This window comes from Cyanobacterium sp. T60_A2020_053, from assembly GCA_015272165.1.
Taxonomy (GTDB): domain Bacteria; phylum Cyanobacteriota; class Cyanobacteriia; order Cyanobacteriales; family Cyanobacteriaceae; genus Cyanobacterium.
The window spans coordinates 1-26,082 of sequence record JACYMF010000004.1; the positions used below are offsets into that span (position 1 = coordinate 1).

General features: G+C 36.5%; 23 protein-coding genes and 2 CRISPR repeat arrays. Of the genes, 3 read left to right on the plus strand and 20 right to left on the minus strand.

The window, feature by feature from the left end; all coding sequences use genetic code 11:
• Window positions 1-89: 89 nt before the first annotated feature.
• The 7 genes from IGQ45_00210 to cmr4 form a co-directional block, all read right to left on the minus strand.
• Window positions 90-683: a PIN domain-containing protein gene (locus IGQ45_00210; GenBank protein MBF2055649.1), complete on the minus strand. Its 594-nt coding sequence runs from the start codon at window positions 681-683 to the stop codon at window positions 90-92.
• Between the two features lie 47 nt (window positions 684-730).
• Window positions 731-1,075 carry a type II toxin-antitoxin system PemK/MazF family toxin gene (locus IGQ45_00215; GenBank protein MBF2055650.1) on the minus strand — a complete coding sequence of 115 codons (345 nt, stop codon included), beginning with the start codon at window positions 1,073-1,075 and terminating at the stop codon, window positions 731-733.
• Window positions 1,069-1,311 carry an AbrB/MazE/SpoVT family DNA-binding domain-containing protein gene (locus tag IGQ45_00220; protein MBF2055651.1) on the minus strand — a complete coding sequence of 81 codons (243 nt, stop codon included), beginning with the start codon at window positions 1,309-1,311 and terminating at the stop codon, window positions 1,069-1,071. Before IGQ45_00220 ends, IGQ45_00215 begins: the two co-directional genes overlap by 7 nt.
• A gap of 489 nt (window positions 1,312-1,800) precedes the next feature.
• Window positions 1,801-3,258: a hypothetical protein gene (locus IGQ45_00225; protein ID MBF2055652.1), complete on the minus strand. Its 1,458-nt coding sequence runs from the start codon at window positions 3,256-3,258 to the stop codon at window positions 1,801-1,803.
• A gap of 2 nt (window positions 3,259-3,260) precedes the next feature.
• Window positions 3,261-5,135, minus strand: a complete 1,875-nt coding sequence (locus IGQ45_00230) for a type III-B CRISPR module RAMP protein Cmr6 (GenBank protein MBF2055653.1) — start codon at window positions 5,133-5,135, stop codon at window positions 3,261-3,263.
• A 42-nt stretch (window positions 5,136-5,177) separates the two neighbouring features.
• Window positions 5,178-5,576 carry a hypothetical protein gene (locus tag IGQ45_00235; protein ID MBF2055654.1) on the minus strand — a complete coding sequence of 133 codons (399 nt, stop codon included), beginning with the start codon at window positions 5,574-5,576 and terminating at the stop codon, window positions 5,178-5,180.
• Window positions 5,577-5,607: 31 nt separating this feature from the next.
• Window positions 5,608-6,399, minus strand: a complete 792-nt coding sequence (cmr4, locus tag IGQ45_00240; GenBank protein ID MBF2055655.1) for a type III-B CRISPR module RAMP protein Cmr4 — start codon at window positions 6,397-6,399, stop codon at window positions 5,608-5,610.
• A 50-nt stretch (window positions 6,400-6,449) separates the two neighbouring features.
• Here cmr4 and IGQ45_00245 point away from each other — a divergent pair, with 50 nt between their 5' ends.
• On the plus strand, window positions 6,450-6,830 hold the full coding sequence (locus IGQ45_00245) for a clan AA aspartic protease (protein ID MBF2055656.1): 381 nt from the start codon (window positions 6,450-6,452) through the stop codon (window positions 6,828-6,830).
• Between the two features lie 33 nt (window positions 6,831-6,863).
• Here IGQ45_00245 and IGQ45_00250 read toward each other — a convergent pair whose 3' ends face one another.
• The 5 genes from IGQ45_00250 to IGQ45_00270 form a co-directional block, all read right to left on the minus strand.
• Window positions 6,864-7,988 (minus strand): CRISPR-associated protein Cmr3, encoded by a 1,125-nt coding sequence (locus IGQ45_00250; GenBank protein MBF2055657.1) that lies wholly within the window; start codon window positions 7,986-7,988, stop codon window positions 6,864-6,866.
• Between the two features lie 9 nt (window positions 7,989-7,997).
• Window positions 7,998-10,967 carry a type III-B CRISPR-associated protein Cas10/Cmr2 gene (gene cas10 / locus IGQ45_00255; GenBank protein MBF2055658.1) on the minus strand — a complete coding sequence of 990 codons (2,970 nt, stop codon included), beginning with the start codon at window positions 10,965-10,967 and terminating at the stop codon, window positions 7,998-8,000.
• A gap of 159 nt (window positions 10,968-11,126) precedes the next feature.
• Window positions 11,127-13,597: direct repeats of the CRISPR family, unit length 36 nt; unit sequence GTTTCCATTCAAGTATTTTCCCTCATTAAGAGAGAG.
• 86 nt (window positions 13,598-13,683) lie between these two features.
• Window positions 13,684-18,034: direct repeats of the CRISPR family, unit length 36 nt; unit sequence GTTTCCATTCAAGTATTTTCCCCCATTAAGAGAGAG.
• A 177-nt stretch (window positions 18,035-18,211) separates the two neighbouring features.
• Window positions 18,212-18,493 carry a CRISPR-associated endonuclease Cas2 gene (cas2, locus tag IGQ45_00260; protein MBF2055659.1) on the minus strand — a complete coding sequence of 94 codons (282 nt, stop codon included), beginning with the start codon at window positions 18,491-18,493 and terminating at the stop codon, window positions 18,212-18,214.
• A complete protein-coding gene (gene cas1, locus IGQ45_00265) occupies window positions 18,490-19,482 on the minus strand; it encodes a CRISPR-associated endonuclease Cas1 (GenBank protein MBF2055660.1) in 993 nt (330 codons plus the stop codon). The genes cas2 and cas1 overlap by 4 nt, the downstream gene beginning before the upstream one ends.
• Window positions 19,483-19,601: 119 nt before the next feature.
• Window positions 19,602-19,880, minus strand: a complete 279-nt coding sequence (locus IGQ45_00270) for a hypothetical protein (GenBank protein MBF2055661.1) — start codon at window positions 19,878-19,880, stop codon at window positions 19,602-19,604.
• A 158-nt stretch (window positions 19,881-20,038) separates the two neighbouring features.
• Between IGQ45_00270 and IGQ45_00275 the strand changes: the two genes are divergently transcribed.
• A complete protein-coding gene (locus tag IGQ45_00275; protein MBF2055662.1) occupies window positions 20,039-21,187 on the plus strand; it encodes a WYL domain-containing protein in 1,149 nt (382 codons plus the stop codon).
• A 6-nt stretch (window positions 21,188-21,193) separates the two neighbouring features.
• Here IGQ45_00275 and IGQ45_00280 read toward each other — a convergent pair whose 3' ends face one another.
• Genes IGQ45_00280 through IGQ45_00310 form a run of 7 tightly spaced genes read right to left on the minus strand, consistent with a single transcriptional unit; the run spans window position 21,194 to window position 23,946 of the window.
• The gene (locus IGQ45_00280; GenBank protein MBF2055663.1) at window positions 21,194-21,862 is read right to left on the minus strand and encodes an SDR family NAD(P)-dependent oxidoreductase; all 669 of its coding nucleotides are present in this window, start codon (window positions 21,860-21,862) and stop codon (window positions 21,194-21,196) included.
• 16 nt (window positions 21,863-21,878) lie between these two features.
• Window positions 21,879-22,079, minus strand: coding sequence for an excalibur calcium-binding domain-containing protein (locus IGQ45_00285; protein ID MBF2055664.1), 201 nt, complete (start codon window positions 22,077-22,079; stop codon window positions 21,879-21,881).
• Window positions 22,080-22,128: 49 nt separating this feature from the next.
• Entirely contained in the window at window positions 22,129-22,338 is a 210-nt protein-coding gene (locus IGQ45_00290; protein MBF2055665.1) for a type II toxin-antitoxin system HicB family antitoxin, read from the minus strand.
• 13 nt (window positions 22,339-22,351) lie between these two features.
• A complete protein-coding gene (locus tag IGQ45_00295) occupies window positions 22,352-22,537 on the minus strand; it encodes a type II toxin-antitoxin system HicA family toxin (GenBank protein MBF2055666.1) in 186 nt (61 codons plus the stop codon).
• 5 nt (window positions 22,538-22,542) lie between these two features.
• Window positions 22,543-22,785, minus strand: a complete 243-nt coding sequence (locus tag IGQ45_00300; GenBank protein ID MBF2055667.1) for a helix-turn-helix transcriptional regulator — start codon at window positions 22,783-22,785, stop codon at window positions 22,543-22,545.
• Window positions 22,782-23,075: a hypothetical protein gene (locus IGQ45_00305; protein MBF2055668.1), complete on the minus strand. Its 294-nt coding sequence runs from the start codon at window positions 23,073-23,075 to the stop codon at window positions 22,782-22,784. Before IGQ45_00305 ends, IGQ45_00300 begins: the two co-directional genes overlap by 4 nt.
• Window positions 23,032-23,946 (minus strand): cobalamin-binding protein, encoded by a 915-nt coding sequence (locus IGQ45_00310; protein ID MBF2055669.1) that lies wholly within the window; start codon window positions 23,944-23,946, stop codon window positions 23,032-23,034. The genes IGQ45_00305 and IGQ45_00310 overlap by 44 nt, the downstream gene beginning before the upstream one ends.
• Window positions 23,947-24,158: 212 nt before the next feature.
• Between IGQ45_00310 and IGQ45_00315 the strand changes: the two genes are divergently transcribed.
• A complete protein-coding gene (locus IGQ45_00315; GenBank protein ID MBF2055670.1) occupies window positions 24,159-24,965 on the plus strand; it encodes an SDR family oxidoreductase in 807 nt (268 codons plus the stop codon).
• A gap of 177 nt (window positions 24,966-25,142) precedes the next feature.
• Here the strand turns inward: IGQ45_00315 and IGQ45_00320 are convergent, their stop codons facing one another.
• Window positions 25,143-25,910 carry a tryptophan-rich sensory protein gene (locus IGQ45_00320; protein MBF2055671.1) on the minus strand — a complete coding sequence of 256 codons (768 nt, stop codon included), beginning with the start codon at window positions 25,908-25,910 and terminating at the stop codon, window positions 25,143-25,145.
• Between the last annotated feature and the right edge of the window lie 172 nt (window positions 25,911-26,082).

A 26,082-nucleotide genomic window follows, 5' to 3' on the forward strand; every position in this document is an offset into this window, starting at 1 on the left:
ATTACCAATAGGGTGTTTTCTTTGTGTACTATAATTTATTACCAGATGAAGTGCGGAAGGTGGGTATTAGGACAGTTATTGCCCTAAAGTTACTTCAATCCCAATACTTCTAATCTAGTGGCTGTCTGGGGTAATCTACTGTTGTGCAAAATTCTGATAAATTCTTGTTTAGAAATAGGGGGATTCTTTAACATTTCTATTTGTTGTTCAAGGGCGCTGATAAATGTCGCGGTATGATTGACTAATAATTGCTCAAAAAAAATATCAGGGTGCAAGGCAATAATGTCATACTTATTCAACTCCTGTGTGGGGAAATCTTTAAGATTAAATGTAACAATTACGTCAGCACTTGATTTAATGGCAACTGTTACTACATGACGGTCTTTTACATCTGGTAAATCAATATTAGGAATGTAATGCTCATAATTGGTGGTCAGGCAACCAATCACATTAGAATCCATTAATAATCGAGTTCTTTGTAATTGTTGATTGCTTAAATCAGGGCGATTGCTTAAAACTGCTTTAATCCACTCATTATGAATTTCATCACTCCATCTGGGACGAAAAACTCCTTTTAATGCTAAGTGCATAAACATATCTCTGAGTTGGGCAGGAAAAAGCACACAAGAATCAAGGACAGCAGTTACTTTTCTTAGCTGAAAAATACTGTTAATTTTATTCATAGCCTAGCTTCAATTCTTGGGCTTGATGTGCTAATTCTGCTAGTGTTTTAGCTAACTAAAGGCGCTAATTTGGCTAAAATTTCATCTATCAGTGATAGTGGAGATTTTTCAACAAAAGTAGTTTGTCTAGCAATACAGTCAACTGCTCTAATTTGGTCAACCAGTATCACCCCGTGAGTTTTCATTTTTGGTGGTAATGGCACTTCAAAACCCCATCCTTTTTGACGACTGGTAATGGGACAAATTAATATTATTTTAGAGACTTGATTATAGGCAACAGGTGATACCACAAAAGCAGGACGATAGCCCGATTGTTCACTGCCTGTGCGAGGGTTTAGCTCAAGTTTGATAATATCACCAAGTTGGAGAATGTGATTATTAATTTTTACCAATTTTCCTCTCCTACTGGTTCGCCCCAATCTAGTTCATCATGTTGCATTTCAGCAGTGCTATTTTTCAATAACTCTTCTAAGGTATATTTTGGTTTAGTGGGGGTAAGAATGATTTTATTATCTTCAATGCTGATATTCAATAATGCCCCTTCTGTTAATTTAATTTGCTGAGTGATGGCTTGAGGTATTCTAATGCCCAATGAATTGCCCCATTTCGTAATCTTTTGGGTAATCATCTTTGTTAATTTGCTAATATTTATACATTGAATATACCAAATTAACAACCTCTGTCAGACAAAAACAGAAAAAATATGGTCAATAAAAGAAAATGAGCTTATAATCCAGCCAAACCAGCAAAACCGAAAGTACCTGAAACACAGAAACAAATTATCACGACACAATGTCAGCAACTAATTGACAACGAATTAAAACCCCAATTTGTTACAGAACCATCTGAACGTTGGTCTTATGTAGAAGATATATTTGGCAAGTGGTATCGCAATTATTACTATTTCTGCTCTATTTCTCGATTAACAGACCCTGACAGGGTTAATGACTCTTTTGAAGACAAGTTTGCCCGTTTGGAGTATGTTAATGTTGATAGTTTTAACCTTGCTTATTTCAGACATACGGGGCAGTGGTGGGAAATAGAACGGGGAATTACCCTTGGTCAATGCTTCGAGGAAATCAAACTCAATTCGCTACTGCAACCACACTAAATTGACTTAGGGTATGTATTTGTTAATGAGTTCTGTTATTTGACTGTGATATTTGCCCATTAAACTAGCATCTTCTAATGTCTCAAAACTTTGCCCAGAAAGATAGTTTAAATAGTACATCACTTTATTTATCCATTCCTGTTCATTTTTAACCTCCCAACAAACATTAAATAAATGACCCTTTTCTAAATGAATTAAGCGATGAAAAATGCGATTACGCCATTCTTTAATATGCTCAAAACGTTGCCAATTTTGCTCATTTTCGATATGAGGTAAAACAATTTTTACCAAAGAATATAACCCCCCACCATATAGATAAACTCTACCATCTTGATTAAATAAACCACGCTGATTTTTAAATTCTGGAAAAGGGCTATTTTTATCGCAAATTTTTGAGCTTAAATAGGGTGCATCACCTTTTTTCGCAATGATATAATCTCTATATCTTACCGTAATTAACTCACTCATTAAGCCTTCGATCGCACGAAAAGTATGGAAAAAAGCCTCAATATTATTCCCCTGTTTAAAACGCACAAAACCGAGATAAGCAGATTCATAACCCCTCCACCACCAATTATTATTTGGTATCTGTTGTAAACCACTAATAAAAGTATCAAAATCAGTAATATTCCACTTAATTGCTTTACTTAAATAAAGTTTTAACTTGCGAATATCCTTATTATTACTATCTTGATAATAAGGCTCTAAAATAGAATTTACTCCCTGATAATCGTGCCTTTCTAATAAACTTAAAGCCTCCCCTTGTTTGCGACTCCAAAGATAGTTAACTCCTTTAAAAGGTGCAGTATAAGGAGATGGATTTCCTCGTAAATTATCTGCTATATTTTCTTCAAAATCAAAAAAAGTAACGTTTTCTTCAAATCTAGTAATAGCAGTAATTCTTGCCGCCTCAGAGGATTGATTAACTCCACCTTTTAAACATAATAATAAATCTACATTTTTTTTATTATTAGGGTCGACCGCACTCCAAAAACTTTGCCACCATTTAAACATTTGTTCAAAGTTAGCAGGATTTTCATCTTTTTGTCCTTGTGATAATACTTTAACTTCAAAATCATAATTTTTTTGTAAATATTTCTTGATTATTTCCCCTGAATAAATAGTATCTTTTTCACAATATCTAGGCAAAGCAACCCCTTCCTGATTAGTAACAATTAAGTAAACTGTTTTGATTTTATCTCGATAATCATCAATTAATTTACCAATGATAATTGGCTTAACTTTATCCTGGTAGTCTTGCCAATTGTCTGCTAAGTATTTAGTAACATTACGAAAATTATCTTCTACTCCTAGTTGATATTGTACTTTGATAGCTTGACTTTCTTTTTGGTCAATACTCCCTTGAAAAGCATTGCCAAGATTTAACCACTGTTGATGATAGTCTTCACAATATAAGGCTAAATCACGAGTACCAATAGTAGCAATTAAAATAGTTTTCTTCATGATTAATTAAAAGGGAATATTTGGTGGTATTGAGTGGCATTATCTTTTAGTATTTGTAAGAATCTTTGGCGTGGGTTTTGAGTAGCACCAAATACTGTGACTACTTGATGATTTCCACCGTCTGTTACCCATACAGGGGAAGGTTTTACACCTCCTCGCACTTTTCCACACAAGTCACCATCATAATCATTATTTCTTTTTAATTCTTGAGAATGTAATGTCGCTAGGGCATAAGGTTTATTAAAGTCTTCTGCTCCTGAACAAATTATAATTTTACAGTTAATATCAATAGCTTCCTGCCAATCTTCCCTTGTTACTTGCCCATTATTACGAGGATTTCTATAGTTAATTGTTTTATTGGTTAACTGACCTAAAGCTGAGTAAAAAGTAGTTAATCTTTCCTTAAATTTACTATGAAATTCTTTCACTGTTTCACCTGTTTTCCAAAAAGAATCTCTGCTATCAACGAAGAATGTAGAACCACGCCACCAAGGGGCATACTGACGATTTTCACGAGAATAACAAGGTCTTCTTGAACCTTGTCCAATTCCTCCTAAATTAATCATCATCCATGTTAAATTTTCCATTAACTGTTTAATATTTGCCTGTTGATTAACAGCAGTTTCTGAAGAATAGCTTAAAGTTAAAATACCTTCTTGTTCTCCGGGTTCATCATTTTTATTTCGGGCTTCTCTTTGGACTAAATCACCTTCTAAAATATTACATTGAATATAACCACGATGTTGATGAGGGCTAATACTACCAAATAACCTTCCTTCCCATTCTTGTACTTCATTTGCTGGTAATACCCCTAATGCAAAAGCTCTAAACCAGTATCTCAACATTGATTTTAAGGCAATAGGTCTTACCTCTGCTTTAGCTTGTCCTCTCATTTGCCAATTACCATGATTATTTTGATTCCATCTAGTAAAGGCTTGATAACCGTGAATTAATTGTCCTTCCCACGCTAGTCCTACTCTTAAAAATTCAGATTTTGATACTTCTTTATCTTCTTTACTGGTTAATTGCCCATAACCACTATTAACTTGAGCTCCCACCCCTTCTGATAAACCTTTTATTAACCAGCTTTTTACTTGCTCTAAAATAGCTTTGTTTTGGCAATTACTAGCTAATCTTAAACCTATTACAAAAGTAGCATCTTTAAGGGATAAAAAAGGGTTAGGATTAGGGGCATATTTGAGGTTATTATCTTGCCAAGTCCAGATGTTATTTGCCATGTCCATTTCTAAACATCCTTCTTTGGGGTAAGCATCAAAAAAAACTATTTTTCCCATCTGATTAGCTTTATTATCAGTATTAATTGAACCAAAGTAAGGGGCGATTTTTTTCTCTGCTTCTTGCCATGCCAAACTTTCATTTTTGATGATTTCCCTAATGGCATAGTTACGAGCAACCCCTTTAAGGCTACTAGCAGGGAGATAGGGCATTCCTAAAGCATCAAACGCAGGTAAAAGGATATTCTCTACGCCTCGATGTCCACCTACCCTAATACGCCATGTTGATTGTGCCTCAAAGACAATATCCGCCATGTGTAACGTGCGCTGGTTGAGAATAGTTAAACGGCTATGATAGTGTTGGCAATTATCTTGAATCTTCTGCAATATTTCTACCTTTTTACCATCTTTATATGGACTATCAGCTTCTCTCATCCACCGCAGATATTCAGTAAAACCTGCGGAGTTATCAATGGGTGGCTTTTCAGCTAATAGCCAAGGGTTAGGCATGGGATTACTATTATCATTCGGGCGGTTATTTCCTTCTCTATTACCTCCTCCTTGATTATTATTTGGTCGAGGTTGAGGGCGAGTGAAGGCTTTACTTTTTGGTGGTGAAGGGCGCTGAGGGGTATTAGTCATAATTTTGTGTAATTGTTATAAAGGTAAAGGAAAGAATAATATTTAATTATCACCACTTACATCGTGGTAAATAGCATTAGCCCAAAAGGCAAATTCATTAGCTATTTGCAACCCTAATCCTGTTAAACCTAAATAATTATCAGAAGATAAATTCTTGATGGTTTCCAAGCCATTATCCCCTGCTAAATCTTGTTGAGATGATATATCTTCTAAACATTGAAAATACTTTTTGACTACTTGTTTTTTTCCCTCTTGATCTTGACTAAGGGCTTTTTCTTCAGCTTTAAGTCGCATTAATCCCCATGTAGCTAAGTAAGTATAAAGTTCGATTGCCTGATTCTTTTGTTCCTTACATTTACTCTCATCTTTTGTCTTTTCTCTTAATGTTTTTAATGTACTATAAACAGGACTACTGATTGTTCTAGTGTCAAAATTTACCATGATTTACTCCTTTATTAATATTTAATGAATTTTAATTCCATTGCTGACAAAAACCACGTCCTAAACTTTCTTGTCCTCCAAATTGAATAATATTATTCTCCTTAATTAATTTGTTTAATTCTGTCAGGGAATTGCGACTACTACCATTACTTTTACTGGTTGTACCATTGGTATAGTACATTAGGGTATCGGGAGGAATTGCTTCTTCATAACGGAAACCACCATCCACTGCTTTATGTCCATCTAACTTAATTTTGACCTGTCGCCATAAGCTCATTTCAATTAAGGTAGAACAATGTTGGTCAGGTAATACTAATAATTTATCAACAGGTTTGGTAATAGCATCTTTAGGAATAAAATCTTGCCAATTTGTCCACTCTTTTAAGTCATTTGCTTGGAAAATAGCATCTTTTAAGTAAAGATTATTATTACTTTTAAAACTGCAACTATAAACATCAGGAATTATTAAAGAATTTTTTTGATACTTTTCTTGACACCTTGCCCAACGATGTAATAATAAAGGTGAAGTAATCCACACAATACCATGACTTAAAGAAGGTACAGGAAGGCATAAAATAGAGGCATCTCCTATCCAAATATCACCTTGTTCTAGTTGGGCATTATTATCTCCTAATTCATTGCCAAATAGTTGAAATTTTGTGGTTTTGTCAGTAATAGTAGCCCTTAATTTACCTCTGATGGTGCTGGAAGGAATGTAAGGTAAATTAGTATGAGATTCTCTGGCAATACCAACTAAATTTCCTTCTTGGGTTGTACCGCCTGTGTGCAATGGTGCAAATAAATAAAGGTAAGTTTGATTCATTTTTTGTGACATATAATGTAGTAAATTGACTGGTAATAAAAGTAACAATTATGGGTTTAGTATTCAGTGAAATTCAATTAAGAAACCCTAGCAAAAGTGATTTAGAACCTATTAAGGTGGAGGCTTTGGCAGACTCTCGGGCGGTTCATTTATGTATCCCAGAACATATAAGCATACAGTTAGAATTAGCAGAGGCAAGTAAAAAAGAGGTAACATTAGCTGATGGTAGTAGAAGGTTAATTAGTTATGTTGGTCCTATTGAAATTAAGTTTAAAAATAGAATTGGTTTTGTGGGTGCTTTAGTGATGGGAGACCAAGTATTACTAGGAGCAATTCCAATGGAAGATATGGACTTAATTATTATTCCTATTAGCCGTCAATTAATGGTTAATCCAAATAGTCCAAATATTGCGACTTCTATAGTTAAATAAACTAGCTTGAATTTAATCTTTTCTCCATTATGTTTACTCCTCTTGGTAGGGAAGCCAGAGTAATTCTCCATAGCCTAAGCTACGCCATTTTTTTACCTTATCTGGGGCTTTGTCTGTGTCCTGAAATAAAGTGTCTGGTTCATTGAGATAGAATACAGTACCAGCAGGAGAAGCAAAGACTTGGGGCGCTGGAATACTATTATTATTACTTTGAAAGCGATTACTAATTACCAATGGTTTTTCTGTGGCTACACTAACTAATTTACCTTCTCTCTGGTTTTGATTAGCTTTATGTGCTAGTTTCCATTCCCAAGGATAAGGACGGCATTTAGCTATATTATTTTGGGTTCTTTCAAAGATAGCTGGAGTCGCTAAATAAGCTAAAGATTTTCTTCTTTGTTTATGATTATATTGTGATATTTTAACTAATTTATCCCACTGCTGTGCTAACTGAGAACATGGTTTTAACAGCGCCCGATGTCCTTCTCCACCAAATTTGATGATAGTACCTTCTGCTGGTATATTTAAGTTTTGCTTCGGTTGACTATGTAGTTCTATGTTCACAGCTAATGACCAATTAGGGAACATTCTAATGCAGTTTTCTACAAAGTAACCATCACTATCTTTAACAGCTTTTGTCCCTGTTTCAATGCTGTTATGAGAGCGTGTTTCCACTGTCCATGGTTGGTATTCTCCTTTCTGTTGTATTAGCCAATCTTTCTCTTTTATTTGTCCTGTAGAAAGCCAATTTGCCATGACATCACTAGGTAAATATCTCCTTTTTTTATCCTCTTTTTCTTCTGGTGAATTATCATTAATTACTTTGATTGGAATTAAAGGGCAAGGTTTAGTTTTCTCCCAGTAGATATGATTTAAACAATGGTCTTTCTGCCACTCTAAAGGGTGAAGCATTTTTGAGCCAATATAGTTTAATGGACTAGGTAAATAAAGAGTTACATTTGCTTGGTCATGATGAGCTAAAAATACTCCTGTTAGGTGTAGTAAATAATTTTGTTGCAGTAAACTTCTGATAGCGCCCACCACCACATGATGATTAGGTGGGAAAATACTTCCAGCCCATGCTCTTTCACCGGGTGTAAAGGGTTTGGCATCACGGAACAGCAAAACATCGAGGGGGGTTATGGTAAACCAAGACATAGGTAGTAATTAATTAATTTTTATTTCTCTTTTCCGAATCATAAAAGATGCTAGTTTGAACCAGTTAATAATCTCGTCATTAACTAAGTTTGGCAGTGTCATTATCCACATTTCTGTTAAAAAAGCATTTAGACAATTTTCTAGCTTTTCCTGTTGATCTTTATTAATATTTCTACTCCTTATAAAATGAGCTACCCAGTCTTTTATGGCAAGTTCTGAGGGCGCTGGGTGAGATTTCCACCAACTAGCTGATAGTTCAAAAATACTTGCTTCAAACTCATTATTTAATAATTGTTGCCACTGTTGAAATACAGTAAATTTAGCTGTTGCTTTTAATACATTACCATTGCCGAAAATTACCCTTAATTGTACAGCATCTTTAGTAATTTTCTTACCATTATCCATATAGTAATGTTCTTTAGCTTCTTCTTCTGCTTCCCACATTTCTTCAAGGGCGATTGCCATGGGTACAGAATGATGGGCAATAATAATACCAAAACTAATGGTGGCATTCTTACCCATCGTGAACAACGGGCGAGGTGACACAGAGTCGGGGATAGTTGTGGTGTTTTGCCATTGCCAATAGTCTCCCTCGTTAGTAAATTCACCATGAGGGTCACTTTCACCTTTAAAACATTGTCTTAAATCCCATAACCAATTATCCCATTCCCATAGGTTTGAATAAGCTAAAACATCATCACCACCACCATAAATCAGTCTTCCTGCATATCTTTCCTCTGTTAAGTAAGGTACTAACTGGTTAGAAAAGTCTAGTAAAGCACGGCTGAGGGCGCTGTGGGTAGATGGACCCATCCTTTTCTGTAACTTAATAAACTCACTAAACTCTTGAGCCACAGGGTTCTTCGTCATCTTTTCAGCTAAAGTTGGGGCAATATAGTCTTGATAATTGACTAATTTACTTCCTTTTAACCATTCACTCATGCCATCACCATCCCCAGCACCCACCACATACCAATCAGCAGGGTTATTAGCAGGATAAGATTGGCTGATTTCCTGTTGTAATGTCTGTCTATAGGTGACATCTTCCTCAGTGTCTAATTCCTCTACTAACCAACCAGCATTAAGAAAACGAGGGTGATACTGACGATATTTTTTATCATTATGATTATCAATCCAAGGAATGCCCCATGCTTGAGTAACACTAGGATGAATCTTTTTCTGGTCAGTAATAATTTTTTGAGATACCTTAGAACAAAGTTGCTGAAAATGTTGTAAATTTTGTGCTGTACCTGTTTTTAAATATCCGGCTACTCCTGCTGTTAAATCAGGATAAGAAGCATTAATTTGGTCTTCTGTTAAACCTAATAAGTCAGGTAATATCTTATGTAAACCTCTTTTCACTGTTTCTGTAGCATTTAGCTTTTCCCTACCATCAAATAAACCAGCACGGCGTTGCCAATACTGCTTAGTTTGTCCTTCACTTAACCAATCATTATTATTATCGCCCTCTGGATGTACTACCGCCCCAACACCTGATACTGTTGACCTTTCACCAAAAGCTGTTGGTATTTCCCAACTACGAGCATTTTTAACAGAAGCTAAAGCTAACCTAGTTTGGTCAAAAATCGCCGCCCACCATGAACCTACATTAGCACTAGACGGATACCTGCCCCAAGTATCTAGGCGAACTTTTCCAGCCTTTTGTAAAAATGTTAGTTCTTTCTCTAAAAATAAAGCCTTCTCACCCACTAAGTTATAAGCCTGATTTTGAATACCAATCCACTTCTTATCTTCCTGAGGATTCTCGACAATTTGACCATCCTTAAAAAGTTCACTGCTTTTCAAATCTATCTCTTTCTTGCCAATAGGCACAGCCGTATAGTAGGTTTGCCATTGAGAATCTAACCATCCTTGCCAAGTATTACTGTTTTCTGATAATCCTTTTAACCAAGGCTTCTCTCCATTTTGAGGATGTTGTAAATAGTCAAAGACTAAATGACTTACCTCACGCCACCCTTGCAATAACTCATTTTTGGCCGTCTCAATGGCAGAAGCTACTTTTTCTTCGGGTAAGATAAGGATAATTACATTGGGAAAACCAGCAGTTAATAGCTTTCTCCCATCGGGTTGCTTAATCCACTGCTTAAAATCAGGGTATTTTTCCAATAACCAATGGTCTATTAATGGTTGTTGAAATAAACTAGGGTAAAGCAGAGTATCTGGACCATATATTTGTGCTAATTTCCAGCTTACTTTGGCACTAAGATAATGTAGTAACCATGAACCAGCCCAGAAGTCACGCATTTTACGACTAGCCTTGATTAACTCTTGAATAGGGGAGAAAGTGAAAGCTGTTAAAAAAGGATGAGATAATCCTTTATTCTTTGACCAATTTCCTTTGATTTCTTCAGTAGTTAAACTGTATCCAGCTAATGCTCCAGCCATTGCGGAAGTTAAACTAGCGTGATTCCAAATACTACTATCAGGTAAACGAGTTTCTGCAGGAGATATTAAGAGTGAATAATCATCAAATTGCTGACAGACGGCTTCAGGAAGACAACGCCATAACCACCAGTACAATTCCTTCGTTTTTTCCGCATCATCTCGATTTTCCCTCAAGTCTTGGGGAATGGTATTAAATAATTGGTTTTCTTGCTCAGTTAAATATTCAGGACGATTACTTGTTAGCTGTTCGTGTTGTTTAATCTTGAGATTAAGTTTTTCTCCTGAAAGTAAATGAGACACTTGTAAACCATTCTTGTCATAGTTAACAAAAGCTGTCACGCTACCAATAGCACCCCTATCACTAGCCGAAGTTAGAAAATCGGCTAATTTGATATGCTTCATAATCTTTTTGGAGGATTCTTCAGGGTTTAGTTTATTTTCTACCCAATCATTCATCACTCCTAATTGTTGCCAAAAACTATTTAATCCTCTGCCTGTATTGCTATGTAGTGGTTTTAAAATGGGGTCATGGAGTAATCCCCAAATCTTTGACTGCCAATATGGTTGAGCCACTCTGTTTATTCCTTTTCTTTTGATACTTCTAGTTTAACTGACAAAGGTAAACACTGAACAACTTTTGATAATATTGATAACTTTTTTTTTTAGGTAACTATATCTTAGAGATTAAGCCACTTATTGAGTTATCAGCTTTATTCTAATGAATATTATTTTTGGTGATTTTAACAGGTATCCCTCATTAAGAGAGAGGTTTCCTCTGACTGTATTTCAAACTGCTACGGGTTTAACCATGTTTCCATTCAAGTATTTTCCCTCATTAAGAGAGAGACCTAACACACAGTAAAAATAATAAAATTATGACTTTTCATTTCCATTCAAGTATTTTCCCTCATTAAGAGAGAGGAATACCACATCGCTCGCTCCAGTTACCTTTTTGCTCAGTCCCTGTTTCCATTCAAGTATTTTCCCTCATTAAGAGAGAGAGTGGATATAGAAATTAAAGATAACCAAACTATTTTGTTTCCATTCAAGTATTTTCCCTCATTAAGAGAGAGAGTAACATGGCACGATAACCTCGATATTCTAGCTACTATCTTGTTTCCATTCAAGTATTTTCCCTCATTAAGAGAGAGATTAAATGGTATTGCAAGTATTTTAGGCACTTGAAATGTTTCCATTCAAGTATTTTCCCTCATTAAGAGAGAGGAAGATGAAGCTCGTCATTATGTTAGTGAAAACAAAATCTACAGTTTCCATTCAAGTATTTTCCCTCATTAAGAGAGAGTGGTATAACCCACAAAACAATAAATACAGTAATCCTATCTCAGTTTCCATTCAAGTATTTTCCCTCATTAAGAGAGAGGTAAACAAGTTATTAAACTATTTGATATTAACTTAGTTACAAGTTTCCATTCAAGTATTTTCCCTCATTAAGAGAGAGGCGGAGATTAAAAACCAAAAATTAAATCAAAATAAAAGTTTCCATTCAAGTATTTTCCCTCATTAAGAGAGAGGAAAACCTTATCAAATACATAAGGGGGCATTTTACCTTGTTTCCATTCAAGTATTTTCCCTCATTAAGAGAGAGCATCTGCATATTGGAAGTCATCCCAGCGATTTAAGGATTTATGTTTCCATTCAAGTATTTTCCCTCATTAAGAGAGAGACTAGACAAAACCAATAAGCCCTATCCGATGCCCTTCAAAGTGTTTCCATTCAAGTATTTTCCCTCATTAAGAGAGAGGTTAAGTTAGTCATGGTTAGTGTGTATTGGTTAACTAGGGTTTCCATTCAAGTATTTTCCCTCATTAAGAGAGAGATACTCGAGGAGGTATGCGAGCTTGGTGCATGAGTCATAGTGTTTCCATTCAAGTATTTTCCCTCATTAAGAGAGAGAAGAGTTACGAAAGAAAGCTATATGAAGTATCGGTGCAAAGAGAGTTTCCATTCAAGTATTTTCCCTCATTAAGAGAGAGACAGTATAGCTGGTCGGATAAACTAGGTAATAATTTTAAAGTTTCCATTCAAGTATTTTCCCTCATTAAGAGAGAGGTTTTACAGCAGGACTAAAGTCCTCCACTAAAAGGCTATCTTGGTTTCCATTCAAGTATTTTCCCCCATTAAGAGAGAGAAGGAAAAAAAATGATTTACACGACCAGTGACCAATTAAAGTTTCCATTCAAGTATTTTCCCCCATTAAGAGAGAGTTATAAAAACAGCACTACCCAAAAAATTAAAGAGTTGTTTCCATTCAAGTATTTTCCCCCATTAAGAGAGAGGATACTTACTTTAATGTCGATTGACTTAGTAGGGGAGTTTCCATTCAAGTATTTTCCCCCATTAAGAGAGAGTTTTGTACGACTGAATCGTTATAGCCACTGTTATAGGTTTCCATTCAAGTATTTTCCCCCATTAAGAGAGAGAACAAGTCTGACACTACCGAATTTGGCTCATAACTATTGTTTCCATTCAAGTATTTTCCCCCATTAAGAGAGAGCTGAAGAAAGAGCACGTGTTAGCCTCGACATCAACTTAACTCAGTTAGTTTCCATTCAAGTATTTTCCCCCATTAAGAGAGAGATTGTTTTTGGGAGTGTTTTGATGCTAACTGTATCCCCAATTATTGTTTCCATTCAAGTATTTTCCCCCATTAAGAGAGAGAATTTAAGGGAGCTTTTCATAGCCCGTAACAAGAACGGTTTCCATTCAAGTATTTTCCCCCATTAAGAGAGAGAACTGTAGCTCAGGATTCTTGGCTTAAAAAAATGAACGTTTTGGAGTTTCCATTCAAGTATTTTCCCCCATTAAGAGAGAGCAGTATATAGAACAATTTAACGACTCTACATTAGATAGTTTCCATTCAAGTATTTTCCCCCATTAAGAGAGAGCTTTCTCCAACATTGTCAGAGAGTTCTTTTCCAGAGTTTCCATTCAAGTATTTTCCCCCATTAAGAGAGAGGGTTTTTACTTCTACTCCAGCAGTTAACAACATACTAGTTTCCATTCAAGTATTTTCCCCCATTAAGAGAGAGCTGTGTTGCGATTTAGAAGACAAAGATAGTTACACGGTGGTTTCCATTCAAGTATTTTCCCCCATTAAGAGAGAGTCAACCTCGCTTAAATGACTTCATCAGTTCAATTCTTGAGACGTTTCCATTCAAGTATTTTCCCCCATTAAGAGAGAGTTCAAATTCGTATTCGAGGAAAGTAAGTTCCCCAATTAAATTATTGTATTCATGGATGTTAAATAGGTCGAGCTGTTTATATAGATGTTTCCATTCAAGTATTTTCCCCCATTAAGAGAGAGCTTCGTCCAGCGCTGGCTGTTCTCGACCAACCACAAGGAGTTTCCATTCAAGTATTTTCCCCCATTAAGAGAGAGTACCATAGGATCATTAAGACAGCACTACCCAAAGAATTAAAGTTTCCATTCAAGTATTTTCCCCCATTAAGAGAGAGATCGACCGGGTGCGGGACGCCATCGGGGTTGATCCTGACGGCGGGCGAGTTTCCATTCAAGTATTTTCCCCCATTAAGAGAGAGATTGCTCACCAATGGAATACTCCACTAACTCCGAGGTTTCCATTCAAGTATTTTCCCCCATTAAGAGAGAGTTGCAAAGGTAGCTAAGTCAGTATCTTTAGAGTAGGTAGTTTCCATTCAAGTATTTTCCCCCATTAAGAGAGAGTTGGTTGGCTTGGAAGTACAACTTAACAGATAGCCTAAGTATGTTTCCATTCAAGTATTTTCCCCCATTAAGAGAGAGTTTTATAACTATTAAGAGATAAATAAATTATAAAAGAAAGAGAAGTTTCCATTCAAGTATTTTCCCCCATTAAGAGAGAGGTAATAGACTTATCCCAAGATTAATCTAACCTATCTAAAGGTTTCCATTCAAGTATTTTCCCCCATTAAGAGAGAGTACACTATTACCTAGATTCGAACCATAAACCCCAATGGGTGTTTCCATTCAAGTATTTTCCCCCATTAAGAGAGAGTTCTTTATTCTTCAGTGCGAAGTTAGATGGAGAGCAGGTTTCCATTCAAGTATTTTCCCCCATTAAGAGAGAGTGGGCTTAGTTATGAAGAAGGCACTACTGTTATTGATTGGTTTCCATTCAAGTATTTTCCCCCATTAAGAGAGAGTATTAATTTTTGTGAGTCTCCACCCCATAATTATTTCAAGTTTCCATTCAAGTATTTTCCCCCATTAAGAGAGAGTGACCACAATCACCAAGTCTTTCATGGCTTCAGCGCGACGTTGTGAGTTTCCATTCAAGTATTTTCCCCCATTAAGAGAGAGTGTGTACATAGATTAGAAGACCCAGTTACAAAAACAGTTGTTTCCATTCAAGTATTTTCCCCCATTAAGAGAGAGTCGATAGCAACTCTGTATCCCCATCGCTCCCTGAACCAATCCATTTGTAGTTTCCATTCAAGTATTTTCCCCCATTAAGAGAGAGTTTCGGACTCGTCATACTGCCATGTACCGTTGTACTGTTTCCATTCAAGTATTTTCCCCCATTAAGAGAGAGAACAAATTCTGGATAGTAAATAATCTTTTTCCTGTCATACGAGCGATTGCCCGTCTTGTTTCCATTCAAGTATTTTCCCCCATTAAGAGAGAGAAGTAAGGGAAGATGGCGAAACAGAGCAACCCGTAGGAAGAATTTGTTTCCATTCAAGTATTTTCCCCCATTAAGAGAGAGTTGACGATTTCATGGAGGCTTGTGACGAGGCACAGGGTTGTTTCCATTCAAGTATTTTCCCCCATTAAGAGAGAGTATTTTTTCAATTTGTGCCACTAAATCAGGAAGAGAGTTTCCATTCAAGTATTTTCCCCCATTAAGAGAGAGCATAGGAGTACGAAAGATACCCACGTACTGGTCTTTTTTGTTTCCATTCAAGTATTTTCCCCCATTAAGAGAGAGTCCAAAACGTCTTATTTTCCCACAGTGGCAACAAGGGGAAGTTTCCATTCAAGTATTTTCCCCCATTAAGAGAGAGCAGTAACTGCTGATAGTTTTGTAATTCCTTTAGCAGATTTAGCGTTTCCATTCAAGTATTTTCCCCCATTAAGAGAGAGCGTTCATGTTTTTCTAACCATCTTGGGTTGTCAAATTTTGTTTCCATTCAAGTATTTTCCCCCATTAAGAGAGAGAATGGAGTGAATATCTTACTCCAACTGCTTTTACTCACGTTTCCATTCAAGTATTTTCCCCCATTAAGAGAGAGTTAGTTATCGGTACACGTCATGAAACTTGCGATTAGGGGTAAAAATGGTTTCCATTCAAGTATTTTCCCCCATTAAGAGAGAGATAATAATAAACTTGAGAACAAAATAGATTATAAAAAGTTGTTTCCATTCAAGTATTTTCCCCCATTAAGAGAGAGAAGGCTATCGAGGCTGAAAAAGCTAAAAAATAAACAGTTTCCATTCAAGTATTTTCCCCCATTAAGAGAGAGAAGATTATGACTTAAAAGTTGAACTTACAGAAGAAGGTTTCCATTCAAGTATTTTCCCCCATTAAGAGAGAGGTAGCGGGGCATTGGGTTTACACTTACTGAAGAGAGGAAAGTTTCCATTCAAGTATTTTCCCCCATTAAGAGAGAGACTAATAATGAAGAAGTAGCTGATCTTGCTGTAACAGTTTCCATTCAAGTATTTTCCCCCATTAAGAGAGAGTAAAATGCCAATTTCCTCTATTCCAAGTACCACATAGTTTCCATTCAAGTATTTTCCCCCATTAAGAGAGAGTTACTGTTCCAAAATTCCCAAAACTGCTAGTGGTATTTGTTGTTTCCATTCAAGTATTTTCCCCCATTAAGAGAGAGCAATATTTTTATATTGAGTAAAAACGGAAGTAGGAAGTTTCCATTCAAGTATTTTCCCCCATTAAGAGAGAGACGAAAAATAATGGTACACTAAGCGTTGTACTTAAAGTTTCCATTCAAGTATTTTCCCCCATTAAGAGAGAGGACAAGGTCTTTAAAAAAATCTAAGATTTTTGTATAAGGCGTTTCCATTCAAGTATTTTCCCCCATTAAGAGAGAGCAGGATTTACCCACGCCATTCCAATGCTGACAGCAGTTAGTGTTTCCATTCAAGTATTTTCCCCCATTAAGAGAGAGTCCCATTTCTCCATCTTGTTTCTTTCCAGTCTTTAAAAGCTGGTTTCCATTCAAGTATTTTCCCCCATTAAGAGAGAGTTTTCAATTGTACTCCTAATGTAATTAATATTTATAATGTTTCCATTCAAGTATTTTCCCCCATTAAGAGAGAGTAATGTATTAGTTGTCATTACTTTACATCCCTTGTATATACAGTTTCCATTCAAGTATTTTCCCCCATTAAGAGAGAGTGATTATCTACTAGGTAATCATAATCTAGAAGAATTAATTAAGTTTCCATTCAAGTATTTTCCCCCATTAAGAGAGAGTCTCCTCATTAGCCTCTAGGATAATTTCATCATGAATAGTGTTTCCATTCAAGTATTTTCCCCCATTAAGAGAGAGAAAGCATGAAAAGCTACAAAAGTTTCATCAAAGTTTGGTTTCCATTCAAGTATTTTCCCCCATTAAGAGAGAGTAATGTTTACACTGTAGATAGTAGGATTACTTCCATCTTAGTGTTTCCATTCAAGTATTTTCCCCCATTAAGAGAGAGAATTAATTATTTATAAACACTTATTACAGAAAATTACTTGTTTCCATTCAAGTATTTTCCCCCATTAAGAGAGAGGCTTCATACTCATCTAATTCAGCCCCTATATTTAGTTTCCATTCAAGTATTTTCCCCCATTAAGAGAGAGCATCGCTGCCAGTAATATTAACAACCACGTTTTTAGTTTCCATTCAAGTATTTTCCCCCATTAAGAGAGAGTGGATCACCATACGACTGGTGTGATGAAGATATTGAAGTTTCCATTCAAGTATTTTCCCCCATTAAGAGAGAGGGCTAAGAATCTCACGCACGATGCGTAGAAGAGTTGTGTTTCCATTCAAGTATTTTCCCCCATTAAGAGAGAGAATAACAATATTGTTGCTTTTAATCCTTTTGGCTTTTTATGTTTCCATTCAAGTATTTTCCCCCATTAAGAGAGAGTTATTATTGTTTAATGGGGAATTTCACCCCATTATTTTATGTTTCCATTCAAGTATTTTCCCCCATTAAGAGAGAGTTTAATTACTTTGATTTCTAATCAAAGTTAGGGTTGTTTCCATTCAAGTATTTTCCCCCATTAAGAGAGAGCTTGATTATGATCTCCGATTACGACAGGTGCTATATGGTTTCCATTCAAGTATTTTCCCCCATTAAGAGAGAGCTCTCTACAATCTTGGCTCTTGACAACACAGTTAAGTCATAAGTTTCCATTCAAGTATTTTCCCCCATTAAGAGAGAGACTAAATATCGTCATCGTTCTGAGATAGGAATAGCAAGTTTCCATTCAAGTATTTTCCCCCATTAAGAGAGAGCTATTTAATAATTTCATATCTATTTTTTATCTAATGTTTCCATTCAAGTATTTTCCCCCATTAAGAGAGAGTGACAAAAAAAATCTTGTCCGTCATCATACACCTCCATTGTTTCCATTCAAGTATTTTCCCCCATTAAGAGAGAGAGCCGTCTCTGAAACGCTTGTCGAGCAATAGCTCCAGAAGCAGTTTGCGAACGATAGCAAGATTATAACCCATAATCATCTTTTTTGTCCAAGAATAATGTCTGAAATCCTTATATAGCTATACATCGAGGGATAATATGAGAAATGGTCGTTTGAGGGCATTTTCATTATCCGTCGCTAAACAATAACAGAAGAAAAAGCCTCCGTTATTTCCGAGTTAACTCCCCATACCTCAATATTATTAAGAGTGTGCCGAGAAATACAGTAAAATCTTAAACTATCTTCCTCCTTCTTAAAAATCTTCTTTAGTTTTTGTTGCAGTTGTTGATATTGCTTACCACTGAGGACACATTCAAAGACACTAAATTGCACTCTTGACCCATAGCCTTCCAGAATACTTGCTATTTTGTTTCTTCTTTTGTCATCGGCAATATCATAACAAATAAGGTAAAACATCATCTTAGTAAATAAGGTTGATAACCCATAGCTGGATTGTAGAAGAATTGTTTAATCTTTTTCACCTGTTGCATCAATAAATCCCATCTTGGTTGTTTCTCTCCTAAATCATTAGTAATTATTTCTTCCATCCTAGTCACAAATGCTTGTAAATATTTCCTTCTGCCATTGTCATTTAAGTAGCAACCACCATCACGAAAACTAAAATCCTCTCTAGCTTTAATAATATTTTTATTAACTAAATAAAGCACTAAAGAGTCAACAATTCCAGCCCTAAATTCTTCCATTAAATCAGAAGCTAAAGAAGCATGACGTTCATTATTTTGATGCAAACAACCGTAGTATGGGTCTAACCCTTGCAATTCTATCAAAGACAAGAGATGATTCCATAGCACTTGATAACCGAAACTAAGCAAGGCATTTATTTCATTTCCGGGTGGACGACGAGAACGAGAATAAAAGACGAGATCAGGATTGCTTAAACATTGCCCAAAAGCAGAGAAATATGTGGATGCACCAGCGCCCTCATAACCAAATAATCTTTCAATACTATCAGCTTTTTCAGCTTGGTTTTGTAGATAGCTTAAACTATCAATAACCTGTTGTAATTCTAGGTTTGATTTTCTTCTTTGTTGCCTTTGAATAATGATTTTTGAGTTATTAATTTTTGCTGAGATAATAATTTTAGCTGTAGTTAATTTCTCGTAAAATTCTATTTGCTGTTGATAACGGGATAATTGACGATAACCCCTTTCAATACTGATAATCCTGCCGTAGCAATAACCCATTCTGGACAGATAAAGAATAGGGATATTCTGCCATAAACACTTTCTGATTAATTGAGTAGTTAGTTGAGATTTACCAAAGATAAGGATTTGCTCTACCAGTGGCAACTGAATTTCATTAATGACCTGTTTATTCTTTTTCACCAGAATTTGCTCTTGGTCTAGACATAAATAGCATCCTTGCTGGGAAATATATACTGTTTTCATGATGATTGAGGTACGTTGATTATTCTCAAGTCCCCCTTTTTAAGGGGGATTTAGGGGGATCACTTCGTGATTGTCTTGTGCCTAATCTTCATAATAATTGCTATATACTGTTTTCATTATTAGTCATCTCTACGTTTTAAATTAGGGTGATTTTCTCTCAACTTCTGAGAAAATTCTCTCTCCAATGGTCGGTCTAAATATGGAGATTGCTGTAGCCAGAGGGCAACAACGTCAAATGCCATTGTTACTACGAAGGTAGAAATACTGATGGCGATGGTATTGGTAATGACAGAAGCTAGTCCGAGGGGCGCTATCAAAAGTAGGGTTAAAGTGATTAAGCCATTCATAAAAGCAGAAGCAATATTTTTGATTAAACTTCCTTTGAGGCGATAATTCATTGGTCTTACAGTATTTATTTAATTAGATCATCACTTAATCTAATAAGAAAAACAGCAATTTGATAATATTGATAAAACTAAGTTTTCCCTCTCAAATATTTATACTGTAAAAGAATGCTGAACTTTGGATATAATTGTGGATATTATGTTTAATTAAAATGGCAAAGAAACCTTACCTACATCGCCACAGTGACCTCAAGTCTTTCCAAAGATTAATGTTATTAATTACAACCATTATTAATTATCCCTACTCAGTTGATGATGATTGTATTAATCCTGTACAACAATTACAGGAAGACATTATTAAAATGGCTGAAGATTTGCAAATTGACCTAGAAACTCCTGCTATTGCCACTTTAAGGAAGGATATAGAAGTTTTGAGAGAGTATGGTGTTTTAGAAAAGAGAATGTATCGCTGGGGTTATTATGTTGGTACAGGGGTAATGAGTAAATCAGAATTGAAAGTCGCCTTTGATGCTTTAGACTCAATGGCAAATTATCAGGGTGATGCTACTGCTAAGAAAATTTATGGACAATTAGAGAAAAGAATTAGAGGATTAAAACTGGAGAAAAAAGATGATTTTTTCTACCCTGTAAAAAGGAATCTTAATCGTGCTATCAATTATACAAACCCTGAAGAAATGATATTAAAAGGAAATAATCAGCATACTTTATATCATCATCTTTCTGCTTTAGAACAGGCTATTATTAAAGGACAAGCTATTGAAATCAGTCGTAAAAAAGATTATTACAATCAAGGTCATGTTGGCATAGAAATTGTTATTCCCTTGCAGTTAATTTATTATAATATTGCATGGTATTTAATCTATGAAAATTGTGCTAATGGTCAATTAATTATGGGTAGAGTTAATCGCTTTAGTGATTATTTTCGACTACTATCATCAGCAGGAAGAAACATCGAAGCACAAAAAGAATCTTTAAGAAAAGTAGAACAATTATTAACTAATGGTTGGGGATTAAACTTAGGTAACTTAGAAGAACAGGAACTAGAATTAAGGGGAAAGTTAACTTTAGAAAAGATTAAAGTAAGATTTTATCCTCCTGTAGCTGATTTAATTATTGAGGGTGATTTGAGGCATCCTAAACAGACAATGAAAGTTCATAAAGATAAAAGTAATAGTCAAACTTTATTTACTGATTATATGATTAACCTTCCCCCCCGTTCTCTTAATGAATTTTTGATTTGGTTACAGAGTTATGGTAGTTGTGTGGAAGTTATTTCTCCTCTGCATTTACGAGAAAGACATCAGCAAGGGGCATTAGAACTTTATCAACGCTATCAGTAATTATGCTTAATTCACTGTTAATGATTGTCCATTATGTTGAGCCGACAACTTCAACAATAATGGTACTGCTTTGGTTGCCCATGCCTTAGCTGTTTGGTAGTGTTGAGCTTCATCACCAAAGCAAATCTTTAGCATCTCAGTATAGATAACACCCGGATTCAGTGCTACAGTTGCCATGCCTGACGGTAATTCTTGGGCTAATGCTTTCGTCAGTCCTTCTATTGCCCATTTTGATGCACAGTAGGGTGCTACTTCGGGGGATGTTGACCTGCCCCACCCTGAGCTAAGATTAACGATAATCCCCTGCTTTTCCTTTAACATCAGTGGCACAACATGACGGATAACATTAGCTGTACCCTTAACATTCACATCCATGACAGACGAGAACTCATCAGCACTGATTTCCCAGAGGGGCGCTGGTTGGTTGATAATCCCTGCATTATTAATCACTAAATCAGGAGTGTCACTAAAAGACTGTACCCATGCCTTAACCTGTGTATCATCAGCAATATCAACTACTGTAAAGTAATGGTCAGGATACTGCTGTTGTAAGCTGTGGACAGCATCATGGGAACGGGAACAACCGATGATAGTATGACCAAGACTGATTAACTGCTCTGTTAATGCCTTTCCTAATCCCCTGCTTACTCCTGTTATGACGATGGTTTTACTCATTTTGTTTAATTCCTTATTATCTTAGTCTTTCACAGGCAATACCATCCTTGTCACGGTCTAACTTATGGGGGGCGCCAGGGAAAGCATCTAGCACTCTTTGAGCTTCCTTCTGGGTTTTAAAGTCCTTACAATCACAGTCCGTACGCACACAGGCAGGTAATGGTGGTTGATTAGTGGGTTTTGGTTTTTCATTTGCGGACACGGGAAGATTGACCATTAATACCAACAAACAGACAACAATAATTTTAATCATTTTAATTCCTTAGTTAACTAGCTTCAATATAATCAGTTAAGGACAGTGGTAAAGGTACGGGTAAACCTTCCTCTCGCAGTCCTTCGAGGTGAAAGGAGATTGCTTCTGTCATTTCTTTTTTTACCTCCTCAATGGTATAACCAGTAGCTACACAGCCCGGCAAATCAGGGCAGTAGGCTGAATAGTTAGATGGTGCTTTTTCGATCACAATGGCATAACGCATAAAATTAACTCCTTTATTTCATTTGTGCTTGTTTAAAAATACTATTAGCCGTGCCGGACGCTAAATCATCAGATAATTTACCCGCTATTGTCACTAATCCTTTTTTTTCACCATGCTTATATTGTCGATGACTACCTTTAGTTCTGACTAAATACCAACCATCTTTTTCGATGATTTTAATAATTTCTTTTACTTTCATCCTTACTACTTGTTAGCTAATGTCTGCTGTAATATCTGATTACCCCTATCATCTAATTGCTGTAAATGTTGGTCAAGTATCTTCATAGCTAGAATAGAGGGCATAGTGCGATGGTTTTCCCACCTATTGAGGGAGCTAAAGGACACCCCCAATTCACTAGCAAACTTTTCTTGGGATAACTTTAGTTCTAGTCTTAATGCCTTGATGACATCGCCGATAATTGGTTGTTGTAGTTGTTCTAGGCTCATCTGTTGCTCCATGTGATTAGTGATTTTATCCTTTGTGCTGATTTTTGCTCTGGTGTTAAATCCCAAATTGATGATTTACCATACTCTTCAGCATCATATAGTCCATTTTCCCAATAGCCGTACATAGGATTAGGAATAGTGATATAGGCTGGTTGATAGCCATTTGCAGTGATGATTAACCTACCCTGTTGTGCTTGGGTATCATCCACAAACTTATTCCTGACCTGATTATCATTCTTATCTATTTCAGAGTTGCCAAGCCTTTCCCTGATAGCCAAAATTAAAGCCATCTGGATGGAAAATTTCAGCCAAGATTTCCAAAGAATCAACTAAACGAGGACCCGGACGGTTAAAATAAGCATTCCCATCAGTGATGAAGACTTTCCCCTGCTTAACTGCTTGTAAATTGTTCCAGTCAGGGTGTCTGGTCAACATTTGAGATTCCTGACGAGTCCTCTCTAAATCAAAGCCACAGGGCATGATAATAATTACTTCAGGGTCTGCTTGAGATAAGGTATCCCAAGTTAGATAAGGTGAATGTTCCCCTTTCTTGCCCAATAAGGATTTGCCCCCAGCCATTTCTATCAACTCTGGAATCCAATTTCCCCCTCCCATTAAAGGTTCAGTCCATTCCAAAGCCACCACAGTCGGACGGTTATCTTCTGACAAGGTTTCTGTTTGAGAGACTATCTTTTGAACTCTTCCCTGTAATTGTTGTAAAACTGGTTCACAAGGAACATCTAATACTCGGGCAACTCGTTCAATGTCTGCCCAAACTTCTTTAAGTAAATTCGGTTGTAGGGAGATGATTTGAGGCTGACTGGAAATCAACAATGCAACCGCCTTCTCTACTTCTGGGAAACTGACAGCACAAACATCGCACTGATCCTGAGTAATAATGTGAGTCGGTTGTAGTTGTTCTATCACATCTGTTTTCAGTTCATAGATACTTACGGCTGATTGTAAGAGAGACTGCACATCAGCATCAATTTCCCGACTCGATTTCTTGGAATTCAACCTCGCTTCAGTACAGATGGGCAACTTGCCAACTTCCCTTGGATAGTCACATTCATGAGAGCGCCCGACTAAAGCCTCCATCAATCCGAGAGCCACGACAATTTCTGTGGCACTTGGCAACAGTGAAATAATTCTTTTATCCATTAGCAACACTCACTACTGTTTCAAGCAAATTAAAAATTTGGTTTAACTGTCCCACGCTGACTAGCTCATACTACCATAAAATCAAGTTAGGGAATGTGATACCGCACCACCATCAATCCACCAGCATTGAAAATTAAGAATGTCGTTATTGTGCTTCATGGTTGTGTAAACTTATGTAAGTAGTGCTAATGTTTTTGCGACAAATATATAAAATGGTTTCTACAGTATTAATTACGGGTTCTTCTCAAGGGATTGGTCGCTCCACAGCCAAGCTATTTGCCAGTAAAGGCTATAATATTGTCCTCGCCGCGCGTACTTTTGAGCGTTTGAGTTCAGTTGCTCAAGAAATTGAGTCTCTAGGGGTGAAAGCCTTACCTATTGCCTGTGATGTGACTGACTCAGAGCAAGTCAACATTCTGATGGACAAAGCATTGACTAAGTTTGGTCATATTGACTTACTGATTAACAATGCAGGTATCTGCATGACTGCACCAATGGAAAAGACTACCTTAGAAGATTGGCAACGGATACTGAATGTCAATCTCTGGGGCTATATTTATCCCATTTATGCCCTACTTCCCCATTTTTTAGAGCGTAAACAAGGCACTATCGTTAATGTTGGCTCGTTTGGCGGGAAAATGCCTTTACCTAACATGACGGCTTACTGTACGAGCAAATACGCTGTCACGGGCTTGACAGAGACACTGCGTTTGGAATTAGAACCAAAAGGGATTCAGGTGTGCGGTGTCCATCCTTCAGTGACGAATAGTGATTTTCTGTCAAGGGCAGTTTTTCGTTCGGGAAATGAGCAACAGGAAGATGTCATGCGCCAACAGATGAAAGAAATGCTCAAAAGTCCTCTAGCTAGTCAACCAGAAGATGTAGCCAAAGCAATCTGGGAAGTAGTTCAACATCCTTCTCCATCAGTTATTGTGGGTTCAGGGGCGCTGATGACATCGATTTATAGTTGGTTTCCGGGGTTAACTCAATGGTTAATGTCAAGAGGAACTAAGGGGTAAAATTTTCAATTCACTAACTAATAGACATCTCCAATAATTATTTTAGTAATCAATTTAAGTATTGTTTTTATAAATTAGTAATAGTTTATTTATGATCCCTATAGATAAACTAGAATTTCTGGAGAGGTCTAATGCACGACCAGAAAATCTAACTCTTAACAGCTTGATTTTCACCAATTAAATTCTTTTCCTCTTTAGTCTCCTAATACTGATAACAAGTATCAGCAGTCCAGCTAGTACACCAGCCATCACAGCAAGAGTGGGATTTTGCCCTTGTCGCAAGGCGAGTGCGACATAAGCCCAAGCAAAAACCCCGCCATAAATGCTATCCCTGCGTTGCCAAGTGACTATTACTCCTATAACCGCACTTACTACCATCATGATTGCTGTCCAAACTTGAGGACTAATTCCCCAGCTATTCCAATTTGCTATGTCCAGAGCCGAAGCCACGTTGATAATAGTGGCTACACTAATCCAAGCGAGATAGATGCTGACGGGAAAATTGACCAACCATCTTTGTGAGGAAGGAAGGTTTGTTAAGTTAATGCCTAAATTCAGGTAGAGGAGAATTAAAGGAATCAAAATGCCGACCATTGCTATAACTGATAGGGCAAATAATTGAGATTGAAAAAGAAATAGCCAAATTATTTGGCTCAAACTGCTAATAGCTAAATAGTAGCCCATCTGGCGTAGGCGAGGATTATTGCTTTGAGTTGGTAAAACTTGGTAAATAGCTAGACTGATTAATCCTAAATAAATGAGTCCCCAAATAGCAAAAGCATAGTTAGCAGGAATAATCAGTACATTGGGGAAAAAGGTAGTCGAAATTTCACCGATTGTCAATCCCTTCCAAGGGACGATGTTAGCCCAGATATTGAAGCCAAAGGCAGATAGGATGGCTATGAAATTAACCCATTGTCTCAGTCTATCTTGATTAACTTTCATTATTTTTAGCCTAAATATTAAATAGTAATACAATCAATGCCCTATGTTTTCACCAACTTTAGGCAAACCAGCCAAAGTTAAATAGTAGCAAAGGTTTTAGGTTATTACTGTAGTTTAGGCGTTGCATTTTTATGAGATGATTTATAATGAAGGAAAAAGTTTTATGACAGGA

Excerpts from the sequence above, each read along its gene's own strand:
- IGQ45_00300 (MBF2055667.1), bottom strand. The coding sequence starts at position 22,785 with ATGAGCCTAGAACAACTACAACAACCAATTATCGGCGATGTCATCAAG.
- IGQ45_00310 (MBF2055669.1), bottom strand. The coding sequence starts at position 23,946 with ATGGATAAAAGAATTATTTCACTGTTGCCAAGTGCCACAGAAATTGTC.
- IGQ45_00270 (MBF2055661.1), bottom strand. The coding sequence starts at position 19,880 with ATGAATTATCGCCTCAAAGGAAGTTTAATCAAAAATATTGCTTCTGCT.
- IGQ45_00285 (MBF2055664.1), bottom strand. The coding sequence starts at position 22,079 with ATGGTCAATCTTCCCGTGTCCGCAAATGAAAAACCAAAACCCACTAAT.
- IGQ45_00210 (MBF2055649.1), bottom strand. The coding sequence starts at position 683 with ATGAATAAAATTAACAGTATTTTTCAGCTAAGAAAAGTAACTGCTGTC.
- IGQ45_00320 (MBF2055671.1), bottom strand. The coding sequence starts at position 25,910 with ATGAAAGTTAATCAAGATAGACTGAGACAATGGGTTAATTTCATAGCC.
- IGQ45_00230 (MBF2055653.1), bottom strand. The coding sequence starts at position 5,135 with ATGACTAATACCCCTCAGCGCCCTTCACCACCAAAAAGTAAAGCCTTC.
- IGQ45_00315 (MBF2055670.1), top strand. The coding sequence starts at position 24,159 with ATGGTTTCTACAGTATTAATTACGGGTTCTTCTCAAGGGATTGGTCGC.
- IGQ45_00305 (MBF2055668.1), bottom strand. The coding sequence starts at position 23,075 with ATGGCTTTAATTTTGGCTATCAGGGAAAGGCTTGGCAACTCTGAAATA.
- cas1 (MBF2055660.1), bottom strand. The coding sequence starts at position 19,482 with ATGAAAACAGTATATATTTCCCAGCAAGGATGCTATTTATGTCTAGAC.
- cmr4 (MBF2055655.1), bottom strand. The coding sequence starts at position 6,399 with ATGAATCAAACTTACCTTTATTTATTTGCACCATTGCACACAGGCGGT.
- IGQ45_00275 (MBF2055662.1), top strand. The coding sequence starts at position 20,039 with ATGGCAAAGAAACCTTACCTACATCGCCACAGTGACCTCAAGTCTTTC.
- IGQ45_00220 (MBF2055651.1), bottom strand. The coding sequence starts at position 1,311 with ATGATTACCCAAAAGATTACGAAATGGGGCAATTCATTGGGCATTAGA.
- IGQ45_00235 (MBF2055654.1), bottom strand. The coding sequence starts at position 5,576 with ATGGTAAATTTTGACACTAGAACAATCAGTAGTCCTGTTTATAGTACA.
- IGQ45_00245 (MBF2055656.1), top strand. The coding sequence starts at position 6,450 with ATGGGTTTAGTATTCAGTGAAATTCAATTAAGAAACCCTAGCAAAAGT.
- cas2 (MBF2055659.1), bottom strand. The coding sequence starts at position 18,493 with ATGATGTTTTACCTTATTTGTTATGATATTGCCGATGACAAAAGAAGA.
- IGQ45_00225 (MBF2055652.1), bottom strand. The coding sequence starts at position 3,258 with ATGAAGAAAACTATTTTAATTGCTACTATTGGTACTCGTGATTTAGCC.
- IGQ45_00290 (MBF2055665.1), bottom strand. The coding sequence starts at position 22,338 with ATGCGTTATGCCATTGTGATCGAAAAAGCACCATCTAACTATTCAGCC.
- IGQ45_00295 (MBF2055666.1), bottom strand. The coding sequence starts at position 22,537 with ATGAAAGTAAAAGAAATTATTAAAATCATCGAAAAAGATGGTTGGTAT.
- IGQ45_00250 (MBF2055657.1), bottom strand. The coding sequence starts at position 7,988 with ATGTCTTGGTTTACCATAACCCCCCTCGATGTTTTGCTGTTCCGTGAT.
- IGQ45_00280 (MBF2055663.1), bottom strand. The coding sequence starts at position 21,862 with ATGAGTAAAACCATCGTCATAACAGGAGTAAGCAGGGGATTAGGAAAG.